This is a genomic window from Rhodococcus sp. NKCM2511 (assembly GCF_014905595.1).
Taxonomy (GTDB): Bacteria; Actinomycetota; Actinomycetes; order Mycobacteriales; family Mycobacteriaceae; genus Rhodococcoides; species Rhodococcoides fascians.
On record NZ_BNHJ02000001.1, the window covers coordinates 3,417,987 to 3,439,547 of the forward strand.

The window sequence follows — 21,561 nt, forward strand, 5'->3', positions numbered from 1 at the left end:
CGCATACTGACGCGGTGAGTTCTTCCAATTTCGGCTTCGATATCGGCACCCGGCTCGACGGTGAGCTCGGCCGCACCGGCACCATCCACACCCCGCACGGCGACATCGCCACCCCGGCGTTCATTGCGGTGGGGACGAAGGCGACCGTCAAAGCAGTGCTGCCGGAGGCGATGAAGGAACTCGGCGCTCAGGCGGTACTCGCCAACGCGTATCACCTGTACCTGCAGCCGGGCTCGGACATCGTCGACGAGGCCGGCGGGTTGGGCAAATTCATGAACTGGGACGGGCCCACGTTCACCGACAGCGGCGGCTTCCAGGTGATGTCCCTCGGTGTCGGGTTCAAGAAGGTCATCTCGATGGACGCCTCACGGGTGGAGTCCGACGACGTCATCGCCGAGGGCAAGGAGCGATTGGCCCACGTCGACGACGACGGTGTCACGTTCAAATCCCATCTCGACGGCTCGAAGCATCGATTCACTCCCGAGGTGTCGATGCAGATTCAGCATCGGCTCGGTGCCGACATCATGTTCGCGTTCGACGAGCTGACTACCTTGATGAATACCCGCGGTTATCAGGAGAAGTCGGTCGACCGCACCCAGGCATGGGCGAAGCGATGCGTCCTCGAACACGAACGCCTCACCGTCGAGCGTGCCGACAAGCCGTACCAGGCGCTGTTCGGAGTGGTGCAGGGAGCGCAGTACGAGGACCTGCGACGCAAGGCCGCGCACGACCTCGAGACCATCACGGGGGACACGGGCCGTGGGTTCGACGGCTACGGAATCGGCGGCGCACTCGAGAAGCAGAACCTCGGCACCATCACCCGGTGGGTGAACGAGGAACTGCCCGAACACAAGCCGCGCCACATGCTCGGGATCAGCGAGCCGGACGACTTCTTCGTTGCGATCGAGAACGGTGCCGACACCTTCGACTGCGTCAATCCCTCACGGGTGGCGCGCAATGCGGCGATCTACGTGCCCACGGGCCGCTTCAACATCAACACCGCGAAGCATCGGCGCGATTTCACCCCGATCGACGAGAACTGCGACTGCTACACCTGCGCGCACTACACCAAGGCGTACATCCATCACCTGTTCAAGGCCAAGGAAATGCTCGCGTCGACGCTGTGCACCATCCACAACGAGCGCTTCACGGTCAAACTGGTGGACGTCATCCGCGCCTCGATCGAGCAGGGACGCTTCGCCGAATTCAAGTCGGAGTTTCTGGGCCGGTTCTATGCGTCGAAGACTGCCTGAGCTGATCCTCCAGCTCCGAAATACGCTGCAGTAGTTCGGTTTCCCGCTCGGCAGCTTTGCGCTGGTACACCTCGGACAGGTCCGCGAGGTACGCCGCGTCGTAGCGCGGGATGATGCTGCGCGTGCAATTCCAGTCGAATGCCTCGACGTCGATGACGACGCTGCGTTCGCAGGTGGCGGCGACGGTCAGGTCGCCGATCTTTTTGAGTCGCTCCAGTAGTTCGGGATCGTCCGCGGCCTCGATCGTCCGTGCCCGTCCGTAGAGCTTGAGTCGTTGTCGCAGAGGATAATTCACGAGGAAGATCGCGACGCGATCGTCATGGTCGAGATTGGCTGCCGTCACGTACTGATGGTTGCCGGCGAAATCGGCGAAACCCAGTGTGTGATCGTCGAGGACCTGCAGGAACCCCTTCGGCCCACTTCGGTACTGAATGTAGGGCCACCCGGACTCGGTGACGGTGGCGATCTGGAACTGATCCAGCGCTCGGATCATCGCCTTCTCGCGATCGTCGAGCGGCATCGGGCCGTCGTCGGGTCGCTCGGTCTGCGAGCCGTAGGCGGTGTAACTGCCGTCGACCTGCTGCCGCGCAATCGCGGCAGGGCCGAACATCAAGTGGTGATAGTGGTTGTTCGGCGGCATGTCAGAAGGCCGACGGCGTGCTCGTACGTTCAGGCAGTGTCACAGTGCAACCATAGAGCTGCGAGCGGGCGGGTGCCAGATGCGATCCCGCCCATTTCTACCGTCAGAGAAGTATCCTTCGCAGGTCGTCGATGACTGCGTTCGCCCCGCTCAGATTGTAGCCGTCGAACCACGGCGCAGAATCGACCTTGAAGGCCCGATTTGCCTGTACGGCAGAAAGTCTCGACCACAGAGGGCTCGAGGTGAGAGCCTGCTCGACGGCGACACCGGCGTCGGCTTGGCCGCCTGCTCCGACGTAATAGATGATCACGTCACCGTCGATGAATGGGAGATTCTCTGCACTGACAGCGGTGTTGACCTTGCTCGGGTCGGCTCCGGGCAAGAAGTTGGCGCTGGGCACGATTCCTGCTCCGGAAAGAATGTCGGCGTACAGGAATGTGGCCGAGGCGGTGAGTGTGTTGTAGGAGCGCACATCGCCCGATGTGTCCGAGACTCGAACCACCGACAGGCGTAGTCCGTTCGGCCAAGCCTGCTCGAGGTCGGAGCGGAGGGCGGCGATGCGCTCGTCGAGACCGGTGAAGTTCTGCGAGGCCCGCGCCGTGAGTCCTACGGAATCGGCAACATCGATGTACTGGTCACGCCAGTAGGTGAACGGGATCAGCACGGTGGGAGCGATACCGGACAGTTCGGCGTAATACTCCTCGCCGATCGGTTGGCGTCCGACGATCAGGTCGGGTGCAGCGGCGGCGATCGCTTCGAGTTGCATGTCCCCCAGCGCGGTGACACCGATCGACGGCAATTCCTGTGACGCGGCGCTGACCAGTGTGCGTAGTCCACCGCCGAGGGTTCCGGTTGCAATGACCGGGGCTCCGAGTTCGTCGAGGGCCTGCAAGCCGACGTATGCGTCCAAGCTCACGACCCGCTGTGGATCCACCGGGACTTCGACCGGGCCCATCGGCGTGTCGACGGTGCGAGTCTCACTACTCGCACCGTCGTCGGTGTTCTGGCTCGCGGTGGAGCATGCCGCGCCGAACCAGGCAGCGAGGGACAGCCCTGCAGCAGCACCGAAGCGCCGGCGTGAGAGGTCATCGGTGACGGGGTTGTCGTGGACGCTGAGGGAGGGCATGAGAGTTCCTTTACATCGTCGGGTGGTTCGAAGGGGCGATCTACAATCCAGCTTGTTCGAGTGCGTCGTCGACGATCCGGGCGAGCTCGTCACCGGATTTCCCGTCGGCCATGGCCTGTTCACGGACAGCGTCGATGCGATCTTCTACCTGGGCGAAGCGTTGCTGCCATCGTTCTTTGTCGTGCCGCCAGTAGCCTTTGATATCGAAAGATCTTGGATCCCAGCGTAATTCGCGATGAAAGTACTTTCGGATGGATCGGGCCTCGGATGCCTCGGTGGCCGCCCACACGTACCCGGCACCGGAGGGGAGGTCGAAGTTTTGTACCGCGTCGGGAAGCGACGGGGCCTGCGGTCCTCGGGTCTGCTCACGCCGTGATGGATCTGTGTGAAGCCAAAGGTAGGACACGTCGCCCCGGGTGGGAACGATCTGTTGATCGGCGCGATCGGGAACCGCAGCGATCACGAAAGCGCGAGCGCCCGCAGAGAGCTGTTCGATGGCACGGGTCAAAGCCGGGAGCCCGGTCATGTCGGCGACCAGTAGTTGCCAGTCGGTGTTGGCAGGAGGCTCGTACCAGCCGCGGGCCTCGGAAATTCGAAGACGATCGCCTGGCTCCGCATGAAGCGCCCAGGCGGCCGCGATTCCACCGTCATGGACGACGAAGTCGACATCCAGAAATGGTCCCTGTGGATCGAATGCACGCACTGTGTAGCTGCGTGCGACCTGTTCGGTGCCGTCATCGAACAGCAGTCGTAGCCGCTCGTCGGGTACCCCGGTGCTCTCGAACCCGTCGAGTCCGGCACCTCCGAATCGAACCCTGATCATCGACGGAGTCACGAACACCGTCGACACCGTCACGGCATCGAATATCAGTGGTACCGCGGAATCAGACACCGACACGAACGACGCTACTTTCTCGACAGAGACAATCAGCCAGTTGGCGAGTGTAGCCTAGCCTGTCTTCGGGAACTGGTGGGCTGGTAGCGGCTCTGTCGCCGTCTTGGTTGTTCGCTTCGGAACGACGACAATCGTGCAGGTGTACAGAATCGAAGAGTTCGGCGCGCGTGCCGCGTGGGAAGACGTGACAGCGGTCGGTCATGTCTGAACCCGAGCCGGCCCTGCACGAGCATGAACCGCACAGTGATCTCTCGGGTCGGTTGAACTGGCTACGAGCAGGGGTACTGGGCGCGAACGACGGCATCGTCTCCACGGCGGGCCTCGTGGTTGGCGTGGCCGCTGCCACCACCGATCGTGGGTCGCTGCTCACAGCAGGAATCGCCGGTCTCGTCGCCGGAGCGGTGTCGATGGCACTCGGCGAATACGTGTCGGTGAGCACGCAGCGCGACGCCGAGCGTTCTCTGCTGATCAAGGAAAGGCGAGAGCTGGCCGAGGAACCCGAGGAAGAGTTGGCCGAGCTGGCTGCGCTCTACGAGGCCAAGGGGCTTTCGGTGGAGACCGCGCAGAAGGTCGCGCAGGAACTCACCGAACACGATCCGTTTGCCGCCCACGTGGACGTCGAGTTGGGTATCGATCCGGATGCGCTGACCAATCCGTGGCAGGCGGCCGCGTCGTCGGCGGTGTCGTTTATCAGCGGTGCGCTCTTGCCGTTGCTCTCGATCCTGCTTCTGCCTGCTTCGCAACGTATTCCGGTCACATTCGTCGTCGTGTTGCTTGCTCTGGCGTTGACCGGAACCATCAGCGCACGCCTCGGTGGAGCGCCGAGTCGGCCGGCGGTGACTCGCATCGTCATCGGTGGTGCGATCGCGATGGCCGTCACCTACGCGATCGGGCAACTCGCGGGCGTCGCGGGTATTTGAGATCAGCGGAAGATCGAGGTGGCTGCTTCTCCGGTTTCGGGTGCCACCACATCTTGTACGACGTCGCCCCAGGTACCGGCGAGAGTGCGAGTTCCACGGTCGAAATGATTCCGGAGCAGAGAGGTCCTGGCGATGGCAGACAACGTCTCTCGCCGTCCCAGCCTTGCCGCACTCTCGTCTGCTCGACGCTCCGCCGCGTGCCGTACCTTCGCGGTCAACGGTTCGAGAATCGGATCGACGCGGGCCGCGATTTCGCACATCTGGATCCACACGCTGTGACGGTGCCTCAGATGGGCGCGCTCGTGCTCGATCACTGCTCGCAATTCGTTGTTCGACAACGCTTCCGCGAGTCCGGTGGTGATCACGACCGCACCTCCGCCGGAGGGGACGGCAAAAGCGTCGGGAACCTCGGACTCAACGACGACGATGCCGCCCGGGTCCGCGCCTCCTCGCCGAATTCGGATGCGATGGACGTACTGGCGACGACGCGTCGAAAGTGGCGGGCCACCTCGACCGACCGCCAGATTACCCATGCGCAGATCACGATTCCCAGCGTCACCCACACGGCCCGACTCGTCGTCAGAAACACCGCGGCGAGCGCAGTCAGGGACGCGAGCACCGAGAACGCCGTGACCACAGACAGAACGGGCAGCAGTACGACGGCGGTCGAGGGGTTGAGACGACGGTCGATGCGGTCGGCTCCGAATCCGAGGAGCAGCGACAGCGCCCACGGCAACACGGCGACGATCAGGAGCAGAGTCATCGATGGTGCTCGGCTGCGTCCGATTTTATCCCGCGGCCTCGAGAATGTCGGTCAACGAGTCGATCAGCGCCACGATTCGGGCCGACGGCGGCCTACCGCGCATCGTGTGAATTTCGGCCCGGCGCTGAGCGAAAACCGGATGCACGAGGGGGATGTACGTCAGGCCCGATTTGCGGTCACCACCCAGGTCGCTGACGAGTGCGACGCCGTCGCTCGAGCGTGCGAACTCCAGAATCGGAGCCAGCCGCTCGCACTGCAGACCGACGTGGGGTGAGAGCCCCTCCAGCCGGATTCCGGCGTCGAACAATTCGCGTTGACTCGATCCGGTGGTCGACAGCGCGAGGGGATAGACGCAGATATCGGCCAGATCGACGCTGGCTCGGTCGGTGAGCGGGTGACCGGGCGCGACGACGGCGCAGATGGGCACGGTGACGGAATGTTCGACCGTCACGTCGGTGCGTCGACCGAGCGAGAAGGTGACCGCGACGTCCGCGCGGGCGTCGACCACCCGTCGGCTGGCCTCGTCCGGCCCCACCACGTCCAAAGTGAAGGTGACCGACGGGTGGGTCCGATGGACCGACGCCATGGCCCGTGGGACGACGGACTGCGAGAAACCTTCGGTGCAGGCGACGGTGACGCTGCCGTGTTCGGTGGCGTCGACGCTGCGTATTTCGGCGATGAGAGTCGACGATTCCACTTCGTGTCTGCGCGCGTGGGCGAGGAGGCGATGGCCCGCTTCGGTGAGCGTCATTCCCCGGGCATGTCGTGCGAAGAGCGGCACGCCGATGTCACGTTCGAGCTTGGCGATCTGTCTACTGACCGCCGACGCGGCCAGATGTTGTGTTGCGGCCGCCTCGGTGACCGATCCCGTTCGCGCTACTTCGCAGAAGTACGTCAGCGCAGAGGGCATCAGATGCAACGACATCACCCCTTCTTTCACAGCACTGTCACGGCGGTGACACGTGATTGTCACGAGACTCTGTCGGTCCAAGCGTTGCTTCTGAGGCAACGCAGGGAGCGTCAATCGGCAATGGTGTAGACGGTATCGGGCTCGCTACTGTCAGGCGAACACCAGGCCGACAACGAGGGAGATTCGATGAACCGCGAGCGTGTGATCGCGCAGGCCCAGGACTTCTACGATTCGGGTGCGTTCCATCGTGAACTCTCCGAGCTCGTGTCCGTCCCCTCGGAAAGCCAGTCGACGGCCGGTCGAGTTGCGTTGTCGGCATATCTGCAGGATCTCCTCGTGCCGAGGCTCGAGGCACTCGGATGTGCGGTCGAGACCTATCCCAACCCGGTCGAGGAGGGTGGTCCATTCCTTATCGCCACCCGTCACGAGGCCCCCGAACTGCCGACCGTGCTCTGTTACGGCCACGCCGACGTGGTTCTGGGCATGGCCGAGGACTGGTCGGACGGTTTGTCGCCGTGGACTCTCGTCGAGCGAGACGGCCGGCTCTACGGGCGCGGAACGGCCGACAACAAGGGTCAGCATCTGGTGAACCTCGCGGCACTGCGGACGGTTCTCGACGCCCGCGGATCGTTGGGATTCAACCTGACGCTGTTGTTCGAGACCGGTGAGGAGATCGGCTCACCCGGACTCGAACAATTCGTGTCGGATCACCGAGGCGAACTCGCTGCCGACGTGCTGATCGCCTCGGACGGACCACGCCTCGACGCCCAGACGCCCACACTGTTTCTCGGTGCCCGTGGGGGCGTGGACTTCGACCTCGTCGTCGACCTACGTGAGCGCGGCTACCACTCGGGCAACTGGGGCGGACTGCTCCGCAACCCCGCGACCACCCTGGCCGGTGCCATCGGGACGCTTGTCGACGGACACGGCCGTATCCAGCTCGACAGCCTCGTGCCCGAGCACATTCCCGAGTCCGTCGTCGATGCGCTCAGAAGTATCGAGGTCGGACGCACCCCGGGTGATCCGGTGGTCGACTCCGGCTGGTCGGCCACCGAATTGTCGCCTGCGGAGCGGGTTTTCGGGTGGAATACCCTCGAAGTGATCGCCATGAGCGCAGGCAACATCGTCGAGCCGGTCAATGCGATCCCCGGCCAGGCGCGAGCGCGGTTGCAGCTGCGGTACGTCGTCGGGACCGACCTCGACGATCTCGATGCGCGGCTACGACGCCACCTCGATGCGCACGGGTACTCGATGGTCGCCGTCGAACTCGGCATCTCGTTTCCTGCGAGCCGAACGGACCCGAACGACCCCTGGGTTCGCACGGTCGCCCAGTCGGTCGAGCGCACAGTGGGTTCCCCAGTCACCGTGCTGCCCAACATCGGTGGGTCCCTGCCCAATCACGTGTTCACCGACACCCTCGGCATTCCGACGGTCTGGATGCCGCACTCCTACCCCGGATGCCGTCAACATGCGCCCGACGAACACATGCTGGCTTCCATCGCTCGTGAAGGTCTCGCGATGGCCGCCGGCCTGTTTTACGACATCGGCAATGTCGCCGGTGGTCATGACGCACCGCTCGAATCCGCCAGCGCCTCGCGCTCCTGAACACCACCGGAGAATCCGACATGTCCACTGCACACGTTCATCGAACTCCCGATCGTGACGGCGCGGGTGAAGCCGTTGTGTCCGTCAAGAATCCGGTCCGCGCCATCGCTGCCGCCACCATCGGCAACGCTCTCGAGTGGTTCGACATCGCCATCTATGCGCTGTTCGCCATCTACATCGGGCAGAACTTCTTTCCGTCTGCGGACCCCGGCGTGCAACTGGTGCAGACGTTCGCGGTCTTCGGGGTTTCGTATCTGATTCGCCCCCTCGGGGGACTGATCCTCGGCTCCTACGCAGACCGGAAGGGGCGAAAGAAGGCTCTGGTGATGAGCATTCGCCTGATGGTGCTCGGCACCGCGTTGATCGCCTTCATGCCCAACTACGACGACATCGGCATCCTCGCCCCCATTGGCATCATCGTGGCGCGCCTGATTCAGGGTTTCGCTGCCGGTGGTGAATTCGGTGCGGCCACATCCTTTCTCGTCGAACAGAACGGCAAGCGCCGCGGATTCTTCGGCAGCTTCCAGTTCGCCAGCCAGGGACTGGCCACACTGATGGCGGCCTCGTTCGCCGCCGGACTGACCGCGGTGTTGTCCGAGGCCAGCATGGTCGACTGGGGTTGGCGAGTGCCGTTCGTCTTCGGGCTCATGGTGGGCCCGGTGGGATGGTTCATCCGACGTCACGTCGACGAATCACCGGCCGTCGTCGCCGCATCGGACACCCCGAAATCGCCTGTGCGCGATCTGTTTCGGAATCAGTGGGGCGGAATTCTCATTGCCGGCGGTGTGCTGGTGGTGTCCACCGCGCTGAACTTCATTCTGCAATACCTGCCGACCTTCGGTATCAAGCAACTGGGACTGAACAATTCGCTGTCGTTCGTCGCACTGATGATCACCGGCGTCATCCTGACGGTGGTGACACCGTTCGTCGGCCAGCTGTCCGACAAGGTGGGACGCATCAAGATCATGTTGCCGTCGGCGATCGCGATCGGCGTCAGCGTCGTCCCGCTCTTCATGTGGCTCATCGCGGTGCCGTCGTTCCTCACCCTCGCGCTCGTCATGACCGTGCTCGGATTGCTGAAGGCGCTGTACTTCGGTGCGCTGCCGTCGGTGATGTCCGACGCGTTCCCGGTCCATTCGAGGGCCACCGGCCTGTCGTTCGGATACAACGTCACCACGGCGATCTTCGGTGGATTCACTCCGACCATCGCGGCCGCTCTGGTGGCCGCTACCGGTCAGGCGGTGTCCCCGGGCTACTACATCCTGGCGGTGTCCCTGGTCAGCATCGCTGCGCTGATCGGTGCCGTACGGATTCGCGGCATTCGCTAGCTTACAGATGCCTAGCGGTCGGCACATTGATGTAATACGCTGATCTCACCAGCCCACCACCTCGAGGACGATCCATGAGCGTCGAAGCGAACACCCGGAAGATCGAGAAGAGCGTCGTCACCGATTTCAGTGACCGCATGAGCTACGGGTCTTACCTCGACCTCGATACGCTGCTCAGCGCTCAGAAACCGGTGAGCACCCCCGAGCATCACGACGAACTGCTGTTCATCATCCAGCACCAGACAACTGAGCTGTGGCTCAAGCTGGTGCTGCACGAGACCCTTGCCGCGCGAGCCGCATTCGATGCCGACGACATCGGTACCGCACTCAAATGCGTGGCCCGGGTGAAGCACATCCAGAAGACGCTGACCGAGCAGTGGTCCGTCCTGGCCACACTCACCCCGACGGAGTACTCCCAGTTCCGCGACTTCCTCGGCAACTCCTCGGGGTTCCAGTCCTATCAGTACCGGGCCGTGGAGTTCGTGCTGGGCAACAAGAATGCGGGAATGCTGACGGTCTTCGAGTCCGATCCTGCTGCGCATGAGCTGCTTTCGACCCTGTTGCACGAGCCCAGCCTGTACGACGTCTTCTGGCGGTCGTTGGCGCGGCAAGGGTACGACGTACCGGCATCGGCCCTCGAGCGTGACGTCACCAGCGCATACACGTTCAACGAGGACCTGATGCCGCTGATCAAGTTCGTCTACGAGAACCACACCGAACAATGGGCGGTGTACGAGGCATTCGAGGAGCTCGTCGATCTGGAGGAAAACTTTCAGCTCTGGCGCTTCCGTCATATGCGCACGGTGCTGCGCACCATCGGAATGAAGAGCGGGACGGGAGGGTCGAGCGGCGTCGGGTTCTTACAGAAAGCGCTCGAACTCACGTTCTTCCCCGAATTGCTCGCTGTGAGAACGGAGATCGGTCGATGATGGAACGCGCACTCGAACTCGACGACAATGATCCGCTCCGGAGCTATCGCGACAAGTTCCTCGGTAGCGACGACCCGTCGATCACCGCATATCTCGACGGCAACTCACTGGGCCGGCCCACCAAGGCGAGCGTCGAACGCATCAACACCTTCATGACCGACGCCTGGGGCGGACGCCTCATCCGCGGCTGGGACGAGCAGTGGTTCGACCTCCCCGTCACCATCGGCGACGCCCTGGCCGACGCCACCCTGGGGGCAGCGCCCGGCCAAACGACCATCGGCGATTCGACGACGGTACTGCTGTACAAGCTGGCGCGGGCGGCGATCGCCATGCGGCCGGGCCGCACCGAGATCGTCATCGACCGCGACAACTTCCCGACCGACCGATACCTGCTCGAAGGTATTGCGGCCGAGATGAACATGACTCTGCGATGGATCGAGACGGACCGCCGCGGAGGCATCGAACCGGAACAACTCGCCGAGGTGGTGGGGGAGAACACCGCCCTGGTGGTGATCACCCACGTCGCCTACCGCTCCGGCTTCCTCGTCGACGTGGCCGAGGCGACGCGTATCACGCACGAAGCCGGCGCACTGATGCTGTTGGACGTGTGCCATTCCGTGGGTTCGGTGCCGCTCGAATTCGATTCGTGGGGAGTCGATCTGGCCGTCGGGTGCACCTACAAGTACCTCAACGGAGGTCCGGGATCGCCGGCCTTCGCGTACGTGCGCAGTGACCTTCTGGCCGACTTCGTGCAGCCGATCTGGGGGTGGATGGGCCGGGCCGATCCGTTCGAGATGGCGCAGGGTTACGTTCCGGCACAGGGTATTCGACGCGTCATCAGTGGCACGCCATCGGTGTTCGGGATGATCGCGATGCAGGACACCATCGAGATGATCGCCGAGGTGGGTATGGACGCGATCCGGGCGAAGTCCGTTGCGCTGACCGAATACGCACTCGAGCTCGTCCGCGAGATGCTGGTACCGCTCGGGGTGGAGATCGCCTCACCCGAGCACTCGAATCGACGGGGCGGTCACGTCACCATCGACCATCCGGAATTCAAGGCCATCACCGCTCGGCTGTGGGAGCAGGGCGTCATCCCGGATTACCGCGCTCCGCAGGGTATTCGACTGGGGTTGAGCCCACTGAGTACCTCGTATCGCGAGGTGTACCTGGGTATCGTGGCGATCCGTGACGAACTTCGCGCCTAGCACTGCCGGGGCCATCCTCGACGACTTCGAGTCGCGTCCAGGTAGCGCCACCTCTTTGGTGCGCACGGTGCTCGGAGCCTACGTTCGGCCTCTCGGCGGGTGGTTTGCCATTGCCGATTTCGTCGTCTGGATGGACACGCTGGGAGTGCCACCGGAGAGCACGCGCATTGCGGTGACGAGGTTGAAGAAGAAGGGCGTCGTCGAATCCGCTAATCGTGAGGGCCGCACCGGCTATCGGATCACCGAGCAGGCCGACGCCATGTTCGCTCGGGGAGACGGCCGGATCTTCGGCTTCCGGCGGATGGCCGACGGCGATCCGTTCCGGTTGATCTCGTTCACTATTCCCGAGACGCAACGCGCGGCTCGGCACCAGCTGAGGCGTCGGCTCACGTCGATAGGTTGTGGGACCGTCTCACCAGGATTGTGGATCGCGCCCGAATATCTCGCGGCTGAGGCCGCTGCCATCGTCGACGCGTTGGAGTTGTCGCAGTACGTCACGACGTTCGTCGCGTCCGAGGTCGCGCCTCCCGGCACGCTGCGCGAAAGTGCCGAGCAGTGGTGGGAGCTGGCCGGCATCGCTGATCGGCATCGGGCATTTCTCGACGCTTTCGACGGCGGGTCGCCGGCGCGGAACCCGCGCGATGCGTTTGTCACATTCGTGCCTTTGCTCGACGAATGGCGCGTCATTCCCTACGTCGACCCGGGTCTTCCGCCGTGTATGACACCGGAAGGCTGGCCGGGCACCCGGGCCGTCGCCACGTTCGAGACGGCCCGGGAGCGCTACTTCGATCTGAGTATGGAATGGGTCGCGTTCTAGCGATCCTGGTACGACGGCTCGCGCTTCTTGATGTACGAGATGACGCGGTACGTGATGGGCATGACGATGACCTCGGCCAGCGTCTTCCACAGGAATCCGACGATGACGTAGTTGACGAAGTCGGTCCACGTGGTGATGCCGATGACTCCGGCGGCGATGGAGCAGAAGATCAGGGTGTCGAAGAACTCGCCGACGATGGTCGAGCCGATCAGTCGCGCCCACAGGTGCTTTTCCTTGGTGCGTTCCTTGATCTTGACCAGGACGACGGAGTTGAGGAGCTGCCCGACGGTATAGCCGGCGAGACCGGCGAGGACCAGCCGGGGGACGACGCCGACGACGCTTTCGAGCGCGGCCTGGTTCTCGTAGAACGAGGCGGCGGGGAGTTCGATGGCGATCCAGAAGCAGACGGACGTGAGCAGCAGGGAGCCGAAACCGAGGTAGATCGCGCGGCGCGTGGCTTTGAAGCCGTAGACCTCGCTGAGCACGTCGCCGAGGATGTAGGCGAGGGGGAACAGAAAGAATGCGCCGTCGGTATTGATCGGCAGAATTTGGAACGGTCCGAGCATGACGTCGGACGAGGCGAAGAAGGCGACACCTTTGCTGGCGGCCACATTCGAGATCAGCAGCGTCGCGACGAACAACGCGACGATGGTGGGGTAGTAGCCCCGGCTGATGTGAGCGAACGTGGCCTGCCCAGACTCGGTGCCGCCGTCGGGGGCGGTGTGTTGGGTAGTAGTCACCTGACAATCCAAGCACCGAGACGACGATGGGCGCGAATCCCGGGGTGGGGGATTCGCGCCCATCGAGGCGGATTACAGGTCAGGCGACGTTGCCACGCACCGTGACGCGGTAGGCGTAGGTACCGGCGATGATCGTGATCGGAATGCTCGCCAGCAGGCCGATGCCGAGGAGGAGACCGCCGACGATGTTGATGCCGACCAGGGCGAGTGCGAGCACGAAAAGGGTCCCACCGTTCGAGGCAATCGCCTGAGCGCTGGCCTTGATAGCGGGAATCGGCTCGTCGCCGCGGTCGATGACGAACTGGAAGGTCCACCACGTGAAGAACGTGATGACGATGCCGGGGATGATCAGCAGGACGAAGCCGATGCTGGTTGCAATGCCGACGAGGATGCCGGCGATGATGACGGCGGCAACATTGCCGAACTGGAAGAAGGACCCGAACGCGGGCTTGACCCCGTCCACCTCGTGCAGCGCGCCGCGAACGAGTGCCGCCTGGATCAGGAGTGAGACGACACCGATGATGACGCTGAAGATCAAGCTGAAGACGATGTTGTTGGAGCTCAACACGTAGTTCAGTACGACCTGGATGACCGCGGCGATCAGGACGATGCCGACCCAGACGAGTGCGTTCTGCTTGAACTTCTCGAATCCGTAGCCGATGGCCGTTCCCACGGATAGCTGCGTCTGCATCGGTGAGTTACCGAACGACGGAGGCGGCGGGTAGTTGCCCTGCGGGGGAGGTGGGTAGCCGCCGGGTGGCGGGTAGCCGCCTTGCTGGGGGTAATCGCCGGGAGGTGGCGGGTAATTCCCGGGCGGCGGATAGTTGCCCTGCGCGGGTGGTGGGTAGTTGCCGGGTGGTGGGTAGCCGCCGCCCTGCGGCGGGGGATAACCACCGGGGTTCTGTGGATCCTTGTCGGGGTCGTAGCCGCCTGAGGTCATGGTGTCCTTCTCCCTCGGGATAAGTTTGTCGCGGTCACTGTACGTCCGATTCGTGCGCAGTTGGGTTCTGTCGCGTTGCGACGTGATCTCGATTTTGTCAGGGCGTTCAGGCATTCGAGGGGTCGAACACCCACGGTTCGCGCGGCACCAGCCTCGGCTTCCACCGCTCGAGCAGTTCCTCGGCGTTCTTCAAGTCCGGCATGCCGAGGGATGCTGTGATGAGCGTCCACGCATCGGGTCGTTCGCGCAGTGTGACGGCACCGTCGCGCTTGGCAAGGCGCTTACCCTCGACGTTCAGTGCGAGGGGGACGTGGACGTACGTCGCGGGGGTCAGGCCCAAGAGTTGAGCGAGGTAGCCCTGCCGCGGCGCGGACGTGAGCAGGTCGTCGCCGCGCACGATCTGGTCGACGCCTTGCGCGCCATCATCGACGACGACGGCGAGGTTGTAGGCGGGTACACCGTCGGATCGACGCAGGACGAAGTCGTCCACCTGGCCTCGGAAGAGACCGTGCAGCTGATCGACGACGGTGAATTCGGTTGTCTGCGAGCGCAATCGGATGGCAGGTGGTCGGTCTTTGGCTGCTTTCTCGTCAGCGGTCAGATTTCTGCAGGTCCCCGGGTATGCGCCGTCGGGTGCATGCGGAGCCGACGCGGCCTGCAGGATTTCCCGACGCGTGCAGAAGCATTCGTACGTCAGCCCGGCGGCGGTGAGCGTGCGAATCGTGGCGTCGTAGATTTCCCGACGCTCGGATTGCCGCATGATCGGCCCGTCCCAGTCGATGCCGATTGCCGCGAGGTCGTCGAGTTGACGTTGCTCTGAGCCGGCTTTCACGCGATCGAGGTCTTCGACGCGCATCACGAAACGCCGTTCGGTGGAGCGGGCGAAGAGCCAGGCCAGCAGTCCTGTGCGGAGATTGCCGAGATGGAGATCGCCGGAGGGACTGGGAGCGAAGCGTCCGGCGGGCATGGGAACAGCTTAGTTTCAGGGTGTTCATAACTCACCGACCGATTGCGGTATCGGAGTATCGGCCGCGAAGACTTCGGTAGGTGCGGGGCGGCAGTGGCTGACGGGCCCAGGTCGGCTGGGTTGGACCCATTGTCGCGTCCTGCCGGATCCGCGCTTCTTTCGGTGGCCTTGGTTCGGGTAGGGCGTCGCCTTCGGCGTCGACCGATTGTATTGTGCCGGTTGCTTTTTGTCTGCCCCGGATCACGTAGCGGTACACGTATGCAGTGTCGCAACCTTGACAACCGTGACCGAGCGTCGGATGATGCGTAAGTCGATCGACAACGACAATCATGTTCAACAATGGAAGAAGGTATGCGTAATGTCCAACTTCACCGCAACCGATATCGCCGGCGCTCCCACGACGAGCGCACTGCAGGGTCCGACCACGAACTCGATCGTGCACAATCCGTTCGCCTTCGAGGAGATCGAGTCGTCGGCTGCGCAGAGCGCCCCGCAGAGCCCGACCACCAATTCGATCGTGCACAATCCGTTCGCCTTCGAGGACTGACACACGTTCGTGGACAACTGAACTGACACCGAACTACTCACGCCTGTGATCGCGGGCCCACTCTGACGGAGCTTGTCATGCCAAGTATTGCCGCCGGACATCATCTGTATCCGGCTGTCGACGGCACCTGGTTGTGCTCGAGACCGGGAGATCGCTTCGTCCGCCTCAGCGGGCCACCTCATGTGGTGAAACTCGTGCAGGAGTCGGCTCACATGGGGAGGGAAATCGATATCGACTCGCTCGGCGACGATGCCGACCTGACTCGGCAGCTCATCGCACTACTGGATGAGCGTGGCATTCTTGCGGAGGAGTCGACAGCTTCATCTGTATCGACGGCGTCGTCTGTTCTCGTCGACGGAGACACACCGATCGCCGAGGCGGTGGCTTCTCTGCTCGAGGACTGCGGCGATGTGACGGTGGGGATTGCAGACGAGGGCTCGGTGTCGACGGCGGACGTCGTGGTCAGCTGCGCTACATGGCTGCCCGACGCCCGCTGGTCGCAACTGCAGAACTGGTGCACTGCCCACCGAACGGCATGGCACCGCTGCCACGCCGAAGGCGAACGGTTCTTCATCGGTCCGCTGTGGTCACCGGCATCGAACAATGCCGACTACCACGACGTCCGGGGTCGCCGTCTCGCCGCGTCCGGTGTCGCCGACCAACTCCTCGATCATTGGCGCTACCTCGACGATCCCCACTCGATCCTGCCTCCCGTTCGGTGGCCCCACCGCAGCGGTATCGCCGTCGTCGCCGGTGTCATCGCCGCCGAGGTGCGCGCATACCTCGCAACGGGCGACACTGCGATCGGCTCGGTGCAACTCGACGTCGACCCGGCATCGGCGCACATCGTTCATCATCCCGTTCTGCCCATCCCGTTTCGGCGCGGCACCGCTACGCTGTGACGAACAATCCACGCTCGCAGCACAACCTGCGCGTGTCGAACGGCGACGGAACGTGTTGCGTCGCAGACATCTACCTTCCTGAGCCAGGATTTTTCCCGGTCACCGCTGTCATCACACGCACGATGTACGGACGATCGCACCACCGCTCCGAGGGCCTCGGCTGGGCGCGCAACGGCTTCGCCTACATCGTCGCCGACGTACGCGGACGGTACGACTCCGACGGAACCTTCACCCCCTACCGCTCGGAACGAGACGACGGCGCAGCACTGGTCGACTTCGTATGCGGTCAACCATGGTCGAACGGCGGCGTCGTCGCATACGGCGGCTCTTACTCCGCCTACACCGCATGGGCGATGGCCGTAGAACGCCCGATCGCGGTCCGGGCGGTGGTGAGCCTGTGTCCCTCGATGGAACTCGCTCGCACCAAATTCGACCCGTCCGGCATTCTGCGCCTGTACGAGCACCTGGGGTGGTGGTTGCAGCACGGCGACGCCCGGTTGAGCCGGACGGACATGCCGGGCAACGCTCTACCCGGCCTCGCGTCGTATCTCGCACTTCCGGTCACCCAGCTACCCGACACCACCGGGGTGCACCTCCCGACGTGGGGCGGGGTACTCGATCGAGGCCCGGACCATCTCGACGATCAACGCATCACCGACAACGAACTGGCCGAATTGACGGTGCCTTCGTTTCACGTCGGAGGGTGGTACGACCTGGTGACCGAGACGTCGGTCGCCCATTTCGACCTTGTCGGTTCCAACGTCGAACCGCGCCCGGCCCGGCGGCTGATGATCGGGCCGTGGACCCACGAGCTGTTCGTCGATCCGACCGGCCGCCACGGCCCGGTCGCGTCGATCGAGTGGGGGAAGATATGCGTGCAGTGGCTGCATTCGGTCCTCGGGCACCGCGCCGCCGAATCCAGATCGGCGTCCGTGTCGATCTTTCACCGGGGGGTCGATACGTGGATCGACAACGAGACACGCGCAGAACCGGAATCGTCGATCCTGCTGTACGCACACGACCGTCGCCGGCTCGAACCCGCGCCCCAGTCCGGCTCAGCCGCACTGTCTTTCGAGTACAACCCCGACGACCCGTACCCCACCATCCCCGCCCACCACGACCGCAGTGCTGTCGTCCGCAGTGACTTCGTCGACTTCACGACCGGCCCGCTGGCAGCCGACCTGCACATCGACGGCATCCCAGAAGCACACCTGACCGCATCGACCACAGCACCGGAAGCCGACTGGGTCGTGCGGCTGCTCCACCGCAGCGCCGGCGGTTCGCTGCACCAAATCGGCTACGCCGTCGCGGTGACCGGTGCCAGCGCCGACGCCGTGCGCGTTCCTCTCTCTCGCACGGCTGTACATCTCGAACGCGGGTCGGAGCTGATCCTGCACATCACCGGCAGCGACTTCCCCGCCCTCACGCGGAACTTGAACAGCGGCAACCGCTACATCGGCACGACAATCGAAAAGGCAACGCAAACAGTGCATGTCGGTGCCACCCGTACCTTCGTGCGTCTCCCTATCCGACAGGAAAAGCAATGAGCGTTCACGGATCGAGCCTTCATGGATCCCGGCTCGGCGTCCTCACCGGTGTGGGTCCGCTCGAACGAGATGTCGAGCTGCCCAGTGCGTGGGTGGGCTACCGCGCCCATGTCGCATGCATGGATCGGGTCGTCGACTGGGTCGCCGACCCGATCGGCTTCGGTGCCTCGTTCGGAGATCACGGAGCGGCACGTGGTGCCGCGATAGGGGAAGCCGTCGAACGGTATTGCGGCAATGCTGTTCCCCCGCATCTCGACCGTGCGAGCTACCGCGAACTGCGCGCCCGCGGAATCGACGCGCTCGATCCCGGCACCTTCGCGTTGTACTCACCCGAGCAATACGCAAGCCGTGGTTTCCCGTTCGTACCGTTCACGGCCGATACCCCTGTCGAATGGGTCGAAGGCGTTGACATGCACGACGGCCGGGCCGTACGAGCCCCGGCAGGATCGGTCTATCTCAACTACATTCGTGGCTCCCGCACGTCGGAGCCGCCGCTGCACTCGTTGATGTACTCCGGTATCGCCACCGGTACGAGCCGGCAGCGGGCCGAGCAATCCGCCATCGAGGAGCTGCTCGAGCGCGATGCCACAACGATCTGGTGGGCCAGCGGTACCGACGCTCACCGACTCGACGACGGGGGACGGGTCATAGGCCAGATGGGCTGCCCCGCCGAAGGATTCGACCTCGACGTGACTTTGATTCACATCCCGTCGCAATTCGGTGTGCCCGTCGTCGGGGCACTGGTCCGCGACCGTGCCCGCGAACTCGTCGCCTTCGGCAGCGCCTGCCGCGCCACCCCGCATGCCGCTGCGACGAAAGCGCTCGTCGAAGCGCTGGGATCGATGCAACTCTCCCGTCAACTCGCCGACCCGGACAGTGAGACCTGGCAGTCCGTCCGTACCGGCGCGATGCCAGACCACGTCTTCCTTCCGTACCGCGCGGATCGCAACTACCTCGACGCGGCCGGAAAGAACTTCCGCAACCTGGTCGACCTACCCGCCGTCGCACAGCTCTACCAGGACCGGCGCATGCAGGCCGGCACCGCGCTCCTTCGCCTCGAACCTCGCGACCGGGTCGCGATGGACGAGATCCCCGCGGTCACGGGCTCGGTGCGGGAAACCTACCTCGCTGCGCTCGCACGCCACGGCATCGACGCGGTCGTCGTCGATCTCACCACCGACGACATCGCGCAATCCGGTCTGACGGTGGTTCGAGTGCTGACACCCCAACTGGTCGGCAACGGCCCGCCGGCATTCCCGCTCCACGGGTCGCCGCGTCTACTCGAGGTACCCACCGCTCTCGGGTGGAACGTGCACCCGCGCAACAGCTCTGACCTGGTCAGAGTCCCCCTACCGCTTGCCTAGTATTGCTTGCCCTGTGACCGACTGCAACGAGAAGGAAGACATGTACGACGCGTTGGTCGACCCCCGGTTCGGAGTTCTCACCCGACTGGACCCCCGCTGCATTCCCGAGCACTTTCCCTCCTCCTTCGCCCTGACCCACTCCCGTATCAGCGACATCAGCCGATTCAGCGACTGGCCGGCGGACAATTCCGGAGCCGGCTACGGCTTCGGCTCCCCGGACCGCGTGCTGGGCGCAGCAATCGGCGAAGGCGTCGAACGGTACTGCGGCAACCTCGTTCCGGACGGCCTCCGCCGCGGCAGCTACCTCTCTCTGACCGCCGAGGGTGTCGACGCTCTCGACCCCGCCACGGTGTGCCTGTACTCCGCCGAACAGCATGCGGCACCGCGCTTCCCTGCATCCGAGTTCACCGGAAGCCTCGACGTCGAATGGATCGACGGCACCGACCTCTCGACCGGGAGCTCGGTGTGGGTGCCGGCGTCACTGGTGTGGCCCTCGTACTTCGGATCGCGCACACGCCCGGTGGACGAGGACCGCCCGCTGACGAACCCGATCGTCCAGGCAGGTCTCGCCGCGGGCCCCAGCAGTGAATTCGCCTGCTGGGGCGCACTATGCGAAATACTCGAACGTGATGCGATGACACTGTCCTGGTACGGCGGACAAGGCGTTCACGAAGTGTCCGTACCGACGTGGCTACGCCAGTTCGCGAGGGGGCCACAGGGGCGACTCGACACTCGTTTCTATTCGTTCACCACCGAATTCGGCATTCCGGTACTCGGGTCTTTGGTGCACGACCGCTCGACGGAATTTCTGACGCTCGGGATGGGTGTGGGAACAGACGCGGTGCGCGCTGCGGAAAAGGCATACGCCGAAGCCCTGCAACTCCAACTGTTCGTCTCCGAATACGACGACCCGACCTCGGCTTATATGCAGGCAGCGCAGTCACCGACCAGCCCGCTCAAACCCTGGCGCGAGGACCGCGCCTACGGAATGTCCTATCGAAGCGATCGGCGCGATCTGGTCGACTACGTCTGCCACCTCCAGATACACCTCGATCCCGAAGTGCAAGAACAGTTCCGTCGTGAACTTGCCGCCGCCACACTCGGTTCGGTCGACCTGTCGGACCTCGACACGGCCGACGCCGCACCGACAACCGACCGAATCGCGGCATTGGTCAAGGTCTTGAACAGCGCTGGGCACCGTGTCGTCGAAGTCGATGTCACCACCGCGGACGTGAGAGCGGCCGGACTACACGTAGTTCGGGTCGTTGCCACCGGGCTGTATTCGAGCTCGCCGATCGGCCTTCCGTTCCTCGGCGGGAGCCGTATGCCTGCTGCTGTCGCCGCCGCAGCCGCCGCGGGCACCACGCTGCCGACTACGCCCCTCCCACACTGAGACCAACTCCTACACCGACGATTCTTCCAGCCCGGTGATGCGCGGCGGCCCAACAGCCACCAGCATCGTCACTATCGCCGCAGCATCGAGTCCGAGCACCGATTCCGCCGCCGGATCGGAAAAACCCGAGACTGCGCAGCACGCCATGCCCATCGCTGTGGCGGTCAAATACAGATTCTGGACCCCGATGCCGGCATCGACGTGCACCGTGCGGTAGTGGCGCGGTGGGTATTTGGCCAGCGCGACATCCAGCCTTGCAGTCAGAGCGAGGCTCGCCGCCGGCAACGCCGCGAACTCGCTCTGGGCGTACAGCTCGGCCAGTGCAACGGCAGGGTCCACCGCGGACACGAGCTGCAAAGAGTGATCGGCCATGTCGTATCGGTAGATTCCCGGCCGGATGCCGGCGATGCGGGTTGCGAACAGGAACGTGTCGCGGGTGCGGAGGCCGCCTGCGGTCGGTGCCACGCTCAGCGGGTATTCGCGGTCGCCGTAGGCCTCGATCCGGCGTCCGAGTCCGAGCGCAGTACCGAGCAGGGTTCCGACCGAATCCACCCTCAGTTCGCCACTCGGGTCGAAGTCGTACCGCGAACGCCGGGCGTGGACCAGCGCTGTGAACGGCGAGTCGAGTGTGCGTGGCTTCGGGAGGTGAATCCAGGCACCGTTTCGATTCATGGGTCTCTGAGTCGGCGCAGGATCGACTGCGCCGTTGAGCCGATCGTGAATCTCCCTGAGAGAGGCGATCTCCGTGTGCATCAGGGTCGGCTCCT

The 21,561-nt window shown here is 64.0% G+C and carries 22 protein-coding genes; 12 read left to right on the forward strand and 10 right to left on the reverse strand.

The window, feature by feature from the left end; genetic code table 11:
* The first annotated feature begins 14 nt into the window (after positions 1 to 14).
* Positions 15 to 1,253 carry a tRNA guanosine(34) transglycosylase Tgt gene (gene tgt / locus JLZ96_RS15985; protein WP_201010558.1) on the forward strand — a complete coding sequence of 413 codons (1,239 nt, stop codon included), beginning with the start codon at positions 15 to 17 and terminating at the stop codon, positions 1,251 to 1,253.
* On the opposite strand, the gene JLZ96_RS15990 is transcribed toward tgt, so the two are convergent.
* The 3 genes from JLZ96_RS15990 to JLZ96_RS16000 form a co-directional block, all read right to left on the reverse strand.
* Complete coding sequence (locus tag JLZ96_RS15990; RefSeq protein ID WP_032385947.1) at positions 1,207 to 1,893, reverse strand: pyridoxamine 5'-phosphate oxidase family protein; 687 nt, start codon at positions 1,891 to 1,893, stop codon at positions 1,207 to 1,209. The two genes, tgt and JLZ96_RS15990, sit on opposite strands and share 47 nt — an antisense overlap.
* A gap of 103 nt (positions 1,894 to 1,996) precedes the next feature.
* On the reverse strand, positions 1,997 to 3,019 hold the full coding sequence (locus JLZ96_RS15995) for an ABC transporter substrate-binding protein (RefSeq protein WP_201010559.1): 1,023 nt from the start codon (positions 3,017 to 3,019) through the stop codon (positions 1,997 to 1,999).
* Between the two features lie 40 nt (positions 3,020 to 3,059).
* The gene (locus JLZ96_RS16000; RefSeq protein ID WP_236254020.1) at positions 3,060 to 3,911 is read right to left on the reverse strand and encodes a siderophore-interacting protein; all 852 of its coding nucleotides are present in this window, start codon (positions 3,909 to 3,911) and stop codon (positions 3,060 to 3,062) included.
* Positions 3,912 to 4,114: 203 nt separating this feature from the next.
* Here JLZ96_RS16000 and JLZ96_RS16005 point away from each other — a divergent pair, with 203 nt between their 5' ends.
* A complete protein-coding gene (locus tag JLZ96_RS16005) occupies positions 4,115 to 4,834 on the forward strand; it encodes a VIT family protein (RefSeq protein ID WP_201010560.1) in 720 nt (239 codons plus the stop codon).
* A 2-nt stretch (positions 4,835 to 4,836) separates the two neighbouring features.
* Here the strand turns inward: JLZ96_RS16005 and JLZ96_RS25015 are convergent, their stop codons facing one another.
* The 3 genes from JLZ96_RS25015 to JLZ96_RS16015 are packed head-to-tail and all read right to left on the reverse strand — an operon-like array spanning position 4,837 to position 6,522.
* Positions 4,837 to 5,298 (reverse strand): M56 family metallopeptidase, encoded by a 462-nt coding sequence (locus tag JLZ96_RS25015; RefSeq protein ID WP_230591154.1) that lies wholly within the window; start codon positions 5,296 to 5,298, stop codon positions 4,837 to 4,839.
* Positions 5,196 to 5,597: a hypothetical protein gene (locus JLZ96_RS25020; protein WP_236254124.1), complete on the reverse strand. Its 402-nt coding sequence runs from the start codon at positions 5,595 to 5,597 to the stop codon at positions 5,196 to 5,198. The genes JLZ96_RS25015 and JLZ96_RS25020 overlap by 103 nt, the downstream gene beginning before the upstream one ends.
* Before the next feature lie 25 nt (positions 5,598 to 5,622).
* Positions 5,623 to 6,522: a LysR family transcriptional regulator gene (locus tag JLZ96_RS16015; RefSeq protein WP_201010561.1), complete on the reverse strand. Its 900-nt coding sequence runs from the start codon at positions 6,520 to 6,522 to the stop codon at positions 5,623 to 5,625.
* 171 nt (positions 6,523 to 6,693) lie between these two features.
* Between JLZ96_RS16015 and JLZ96_RS16020 the strand changes: the two genes are divergently transcribed.
* The 5 genes from JLZ96_RS16020 to JLZ96_RS16040 all read left to right on the forward strand — a co-directional run bounded on the left by JLZ96_RS16020 (position 6,694) and on the right by JLZ96_RS16040 (position 12,394).
* Complete coding sequence (locus JLZ96_RS16020; protein WP_201010562.1) at positions 6,694 to 8,112, forward strand: M20 family metallopeptidase; 1,419 nt, start codon at positions 6,694 to 6,696, stop codon at positions 8,110 to 8,112.
* Between the two features lie 20 nt (positions 8,113 to 8,132).
* Positions 8,133 to 9,440 (forward strand): MFS transporter, encoded by a 1,308-nt coding sequence (locus JLZ96_RS16025; RefSeq protein ID WP_080735775.1) that lies wholly within the window; start codon positions 8,133 to 8,135, stop codon positions 9,438 to 9,440.
* Positions 9,441 to 9,514: 74 nt separating this feature from the next.
* Complete coding sequence (locus JLZ96_RS16030) at positions 9,515 to 10,369, forward strand: tryptophan 2,3-dioxygenase (protein WP_201010563.1); 855 nt, start codon at positions 9,515 to 9,517, stop codon at positions 10,367 to 10,369.
* A complete protein-coding gene (locus JLZ96_RS16035; protein WP_201010773.1) occupies positions 10,369 to 11,577 on the forward strand; it encodes a kynureninase in 1,209 nt (402 codons plus the stop codon). Before JLZ96_RS16030 ends, JLZ96_RS16035 begins: the two co-directional genes overlap by 1 nt.
* Positions 11,558 to 12,394 (forward strand): PaaX family transcriptional regulator C-terminal domain-containing protein, encoded by an 837-nt coding sequence (locus JLZ96_RS16040; protein ID WP_201010564.1) that lies wholly within the window; start codon positions 11,558 to 11,560, stop codon positions 12,392 to 12,394. Before JLZ96_RS16035 ends, JLZ96_RS16040 begins: the two co-directional genes overlap by 20 nt.
* Here JLZ96_RS16040 and JLZ96_RS16045 read toward each other — a convergent pair.
* From JLZ96_RS16045 to gluQRS, 3 genes are all read right to left on the reverse strand, one after another.
* Positions 12,391 to 13,134 (reverse strand): queuosine precursor transporter, encoded by a 744-nt coding sequence (locus JLZ96_RS16045; protein WP_032368634.1) that lies wholly within the window; start codon positions 13,132 to 13,134, stop codon positions 12,391 to 12,393. The two genes, JLZ96_RS16040 and JLZ96_RS16045, sit on opposite strands and share 4 nt — an antisense overlap.
* Positions 13,135 to 13,213: 79 nt before the next feature.
* Positions 13,214 to 14,074, reverse strand: a complete 861-nt coding sequence (locus JLZ96_RS16050; protein ID WP_201010565.1) for a hypothetical protein — start codon at positions 14,072 to 14,074, stop codon at positions 13,214 to 13,216.
* A gap of 106 nt (positions 14,075 to 14,180) precedes the next feature.
* Positions 14,181 to 15,041 carry a tRNA glutamyl-Q(34) synthetase GluQRS gene (gene gluQRS / locus JLZ96_RS16055; RefSeq protein ID WP_201010566.1) on the reverse strand — a complete coding sequence of 287 codons (861 nt, stop codon included), beginning with the start codon at positions 15,039 to 15,041 and terminating at the stop codon, positions 14,181 to 14,183.
* A 283-nt stretch (positions 15,042 to 15,324) separates the two neighbouring features.
* Here gluQRS and JLZ96_RS16060 point away from each other — a divergent pair, with 283 nt between their 5' ends.
* From JLZ96_RS16060 to JLZ96_RS16080, 5 genes are all read left to right on the forward strand, one after another.
* The gene (locus JLZ96_RS16060) at positions 15,325 to 15,588 is read left to right on the forward strand and encodes a streptamidine-related RiPP repeat protein (RefSeq protein ID WP_268963055.1); all 264 of its coding nucleotides are present in this window, start codon (positions 15,325 to 15,327) and stop codon (positions 15,586 to 15,588) included.
* A gap of 77 nt (positions 15,589 to 15,665) precedes the next feature.
* Entirely contained in the window at positions 15,666 to 16,490 is an 825-nt protein-coding gene (locus tag JLZ96_RS16065) for a hypothetical protein (protein WP_201010567.1), read from the forward strand.
* Positions 16,487 to 18,037, forward strand: coding sequence for a CocE/NonD family hydrolase (locus JLZ96_RS16070; protein ID WP_201010568.1), 1,551 nt, complete (start codon positions 16,487 to 16,489; stop codon positions 18,035 to 18,037). Before JLZ96_RS16065 ends, JLZ96_RS16070 begins: the two co-directional genes overlap by 4 nt.
* Complete coding sequence (locus JLZ96_RS16075; protein WP_201010569.1) at positions 18,034 to 19,401, forward strand: YcaO-like family protein; 1,368 nt, start codon at positions 18,034 to 18,036, stop codon at positions 19,399 to 19,401. The genes JLZ96_RS16070 and JLZ96_RS16075 overlap by 4 nt, the downstream gene beginning before the upstream one ends.
* 13 nt (positions 19,402 to 19,414) lie before the next feature.
* Positions 19,415 to 20,794, forward strand: a complete 1,380-nt coding sequence (locus tag JLZ96_RS16080) for a YcaO-like family protein (RefSeq protein ID WP_236254022.1) — start codon at positions 19,415 to 19,417, stop codon at positions 20,792 to 20,794.
* Positions 20,795 to 20,803: 9 nt separating this feature from the next.
* Here JLZ96_RS16080 and JLZ96_RS16085 read toward each other — a convergent pair whose 3' ends face one another.
* On the reverse strand, positions 20,804 to 21,547 hold the full coding sequence (locus JLZ96_RS16085; RefSeq protein WP_201010570.1) for a SagB family peptide dehydrogenase: 744 nt from the start codon (positions 21,545 to 21,547) through the stop codon (positions 20,804 to 20,806).
* Between the last annotated feature and the right edge of the window lie 14 nt (positions 21,548 to 21,561).

What these genes read in the sequence shown, in the direction of transcription:
- JLZ96_RS15990 (WP_032385947.1), bottom strand. Translation starts at nt 1,893, where the DNA reads ATGCCGCCGAACAACCACTATCACCACTTGATGTTCGGCCCTGCCGCG.
- JLZ96_RS15995 (WP_201010559.1), bottom strand. Translation starts at nt 3,019, where the DNA reads ATGCCCTCCCTCAGCGTCCACGACAACCCCGTCACCGATGACCTCTCA.
- JLZ96_RS16005 (WP_201010560.1), top strand. Translation starts at nt 4,115, where the DNA reads ATGTCTGAACCCGAGCCGGCCCTGCACGAGCATGAACCGCACAGTGAT.
- JLZ96_RS25020 (WP_236254124.1), bottom strand. Translation starts at nt 5,597, where the DNA reads ATGACTCTGCTCCTGATCGTCGCCGTGTTGCCGTGGGCGCTGTCGCTG.
- JLZ96_RS16015 (WP_201010561.1), bottom strand. Translation starts at nt 6,522, where the DNA reads ATGTCGTTGCATCTGATGCCCTCTGCGCTGACGTACTTCTGCGAAGTA.
- JLZ96_RS16020 (WP_201010562.1), top strand. Translation starts at nt 6,694, where the DNA reads ATGAACCGCGAGCGTGTGATCGCGCAGGCCCAGGACTTCTACGATTCG.
- JLZ96_RS16025 (WP_080735775.1), top strand. Translation starts at nt 8,133, where the DNA reads ATGTCCACTGCACACGTTCATCGAACTCCCGATCGTGACGGCGCGGGT.
- JLZ96_RS16030 (WP_201010563.1), top strand. Translation starts at nt 9,515, where the DNA reads ATGAGCGTCGAAGCGAACACCCGGAAGATCGAGAAGAGCGTCGTCACC.
- JLZ96_RS16035 (WP_201010773.1), top strand. Translation starts at nt 10,369, where the DNA reads ATGGAACGCGCACTCGAACTCGACGACAATGATCCGCTCCGGAGCTAT.
- JLZ96_RS16050 (WP_201010565.1), bottom strand. Translation starts at nt 14,074, where the DNA reads ATGACCTCAGGCGGCTACGACCCCGACAAGGATCCACAGAACCCCGGT.
- gluQRS (WP_201010566.1), bottom strand. Translation starts at nt 15,041, where the DNA reads ATGCCCGCCGGACGCTTCGCTCCCAGTCCCTCCGGCGATCTCCATCTC.
- JLZ96_RS16065 (WP_201010567.1), top strand. Translation starts at nt 15,666, where the DNA reads ATGCCAAGTATTGCCGCCGGACATCATCTGTATCCGGCTGTCGACGGC.
- JLZ96_RS16075 (WP_201010569.1), top strand. Translation starts at nt 18,034, where the DNA reads ATGAGCGTTCACGGATCGAGCCTTCATGGATCCCGGCTCGGCGTCCTC.
- JLZ96_RS16085 (WP_201010570.1), bottom strand. Translation starts at nt 21,547, where the DNA reads ATGCACACGGAGATCGCCTCTCTCAGGGAGATTCACGATCGGCTCAAC.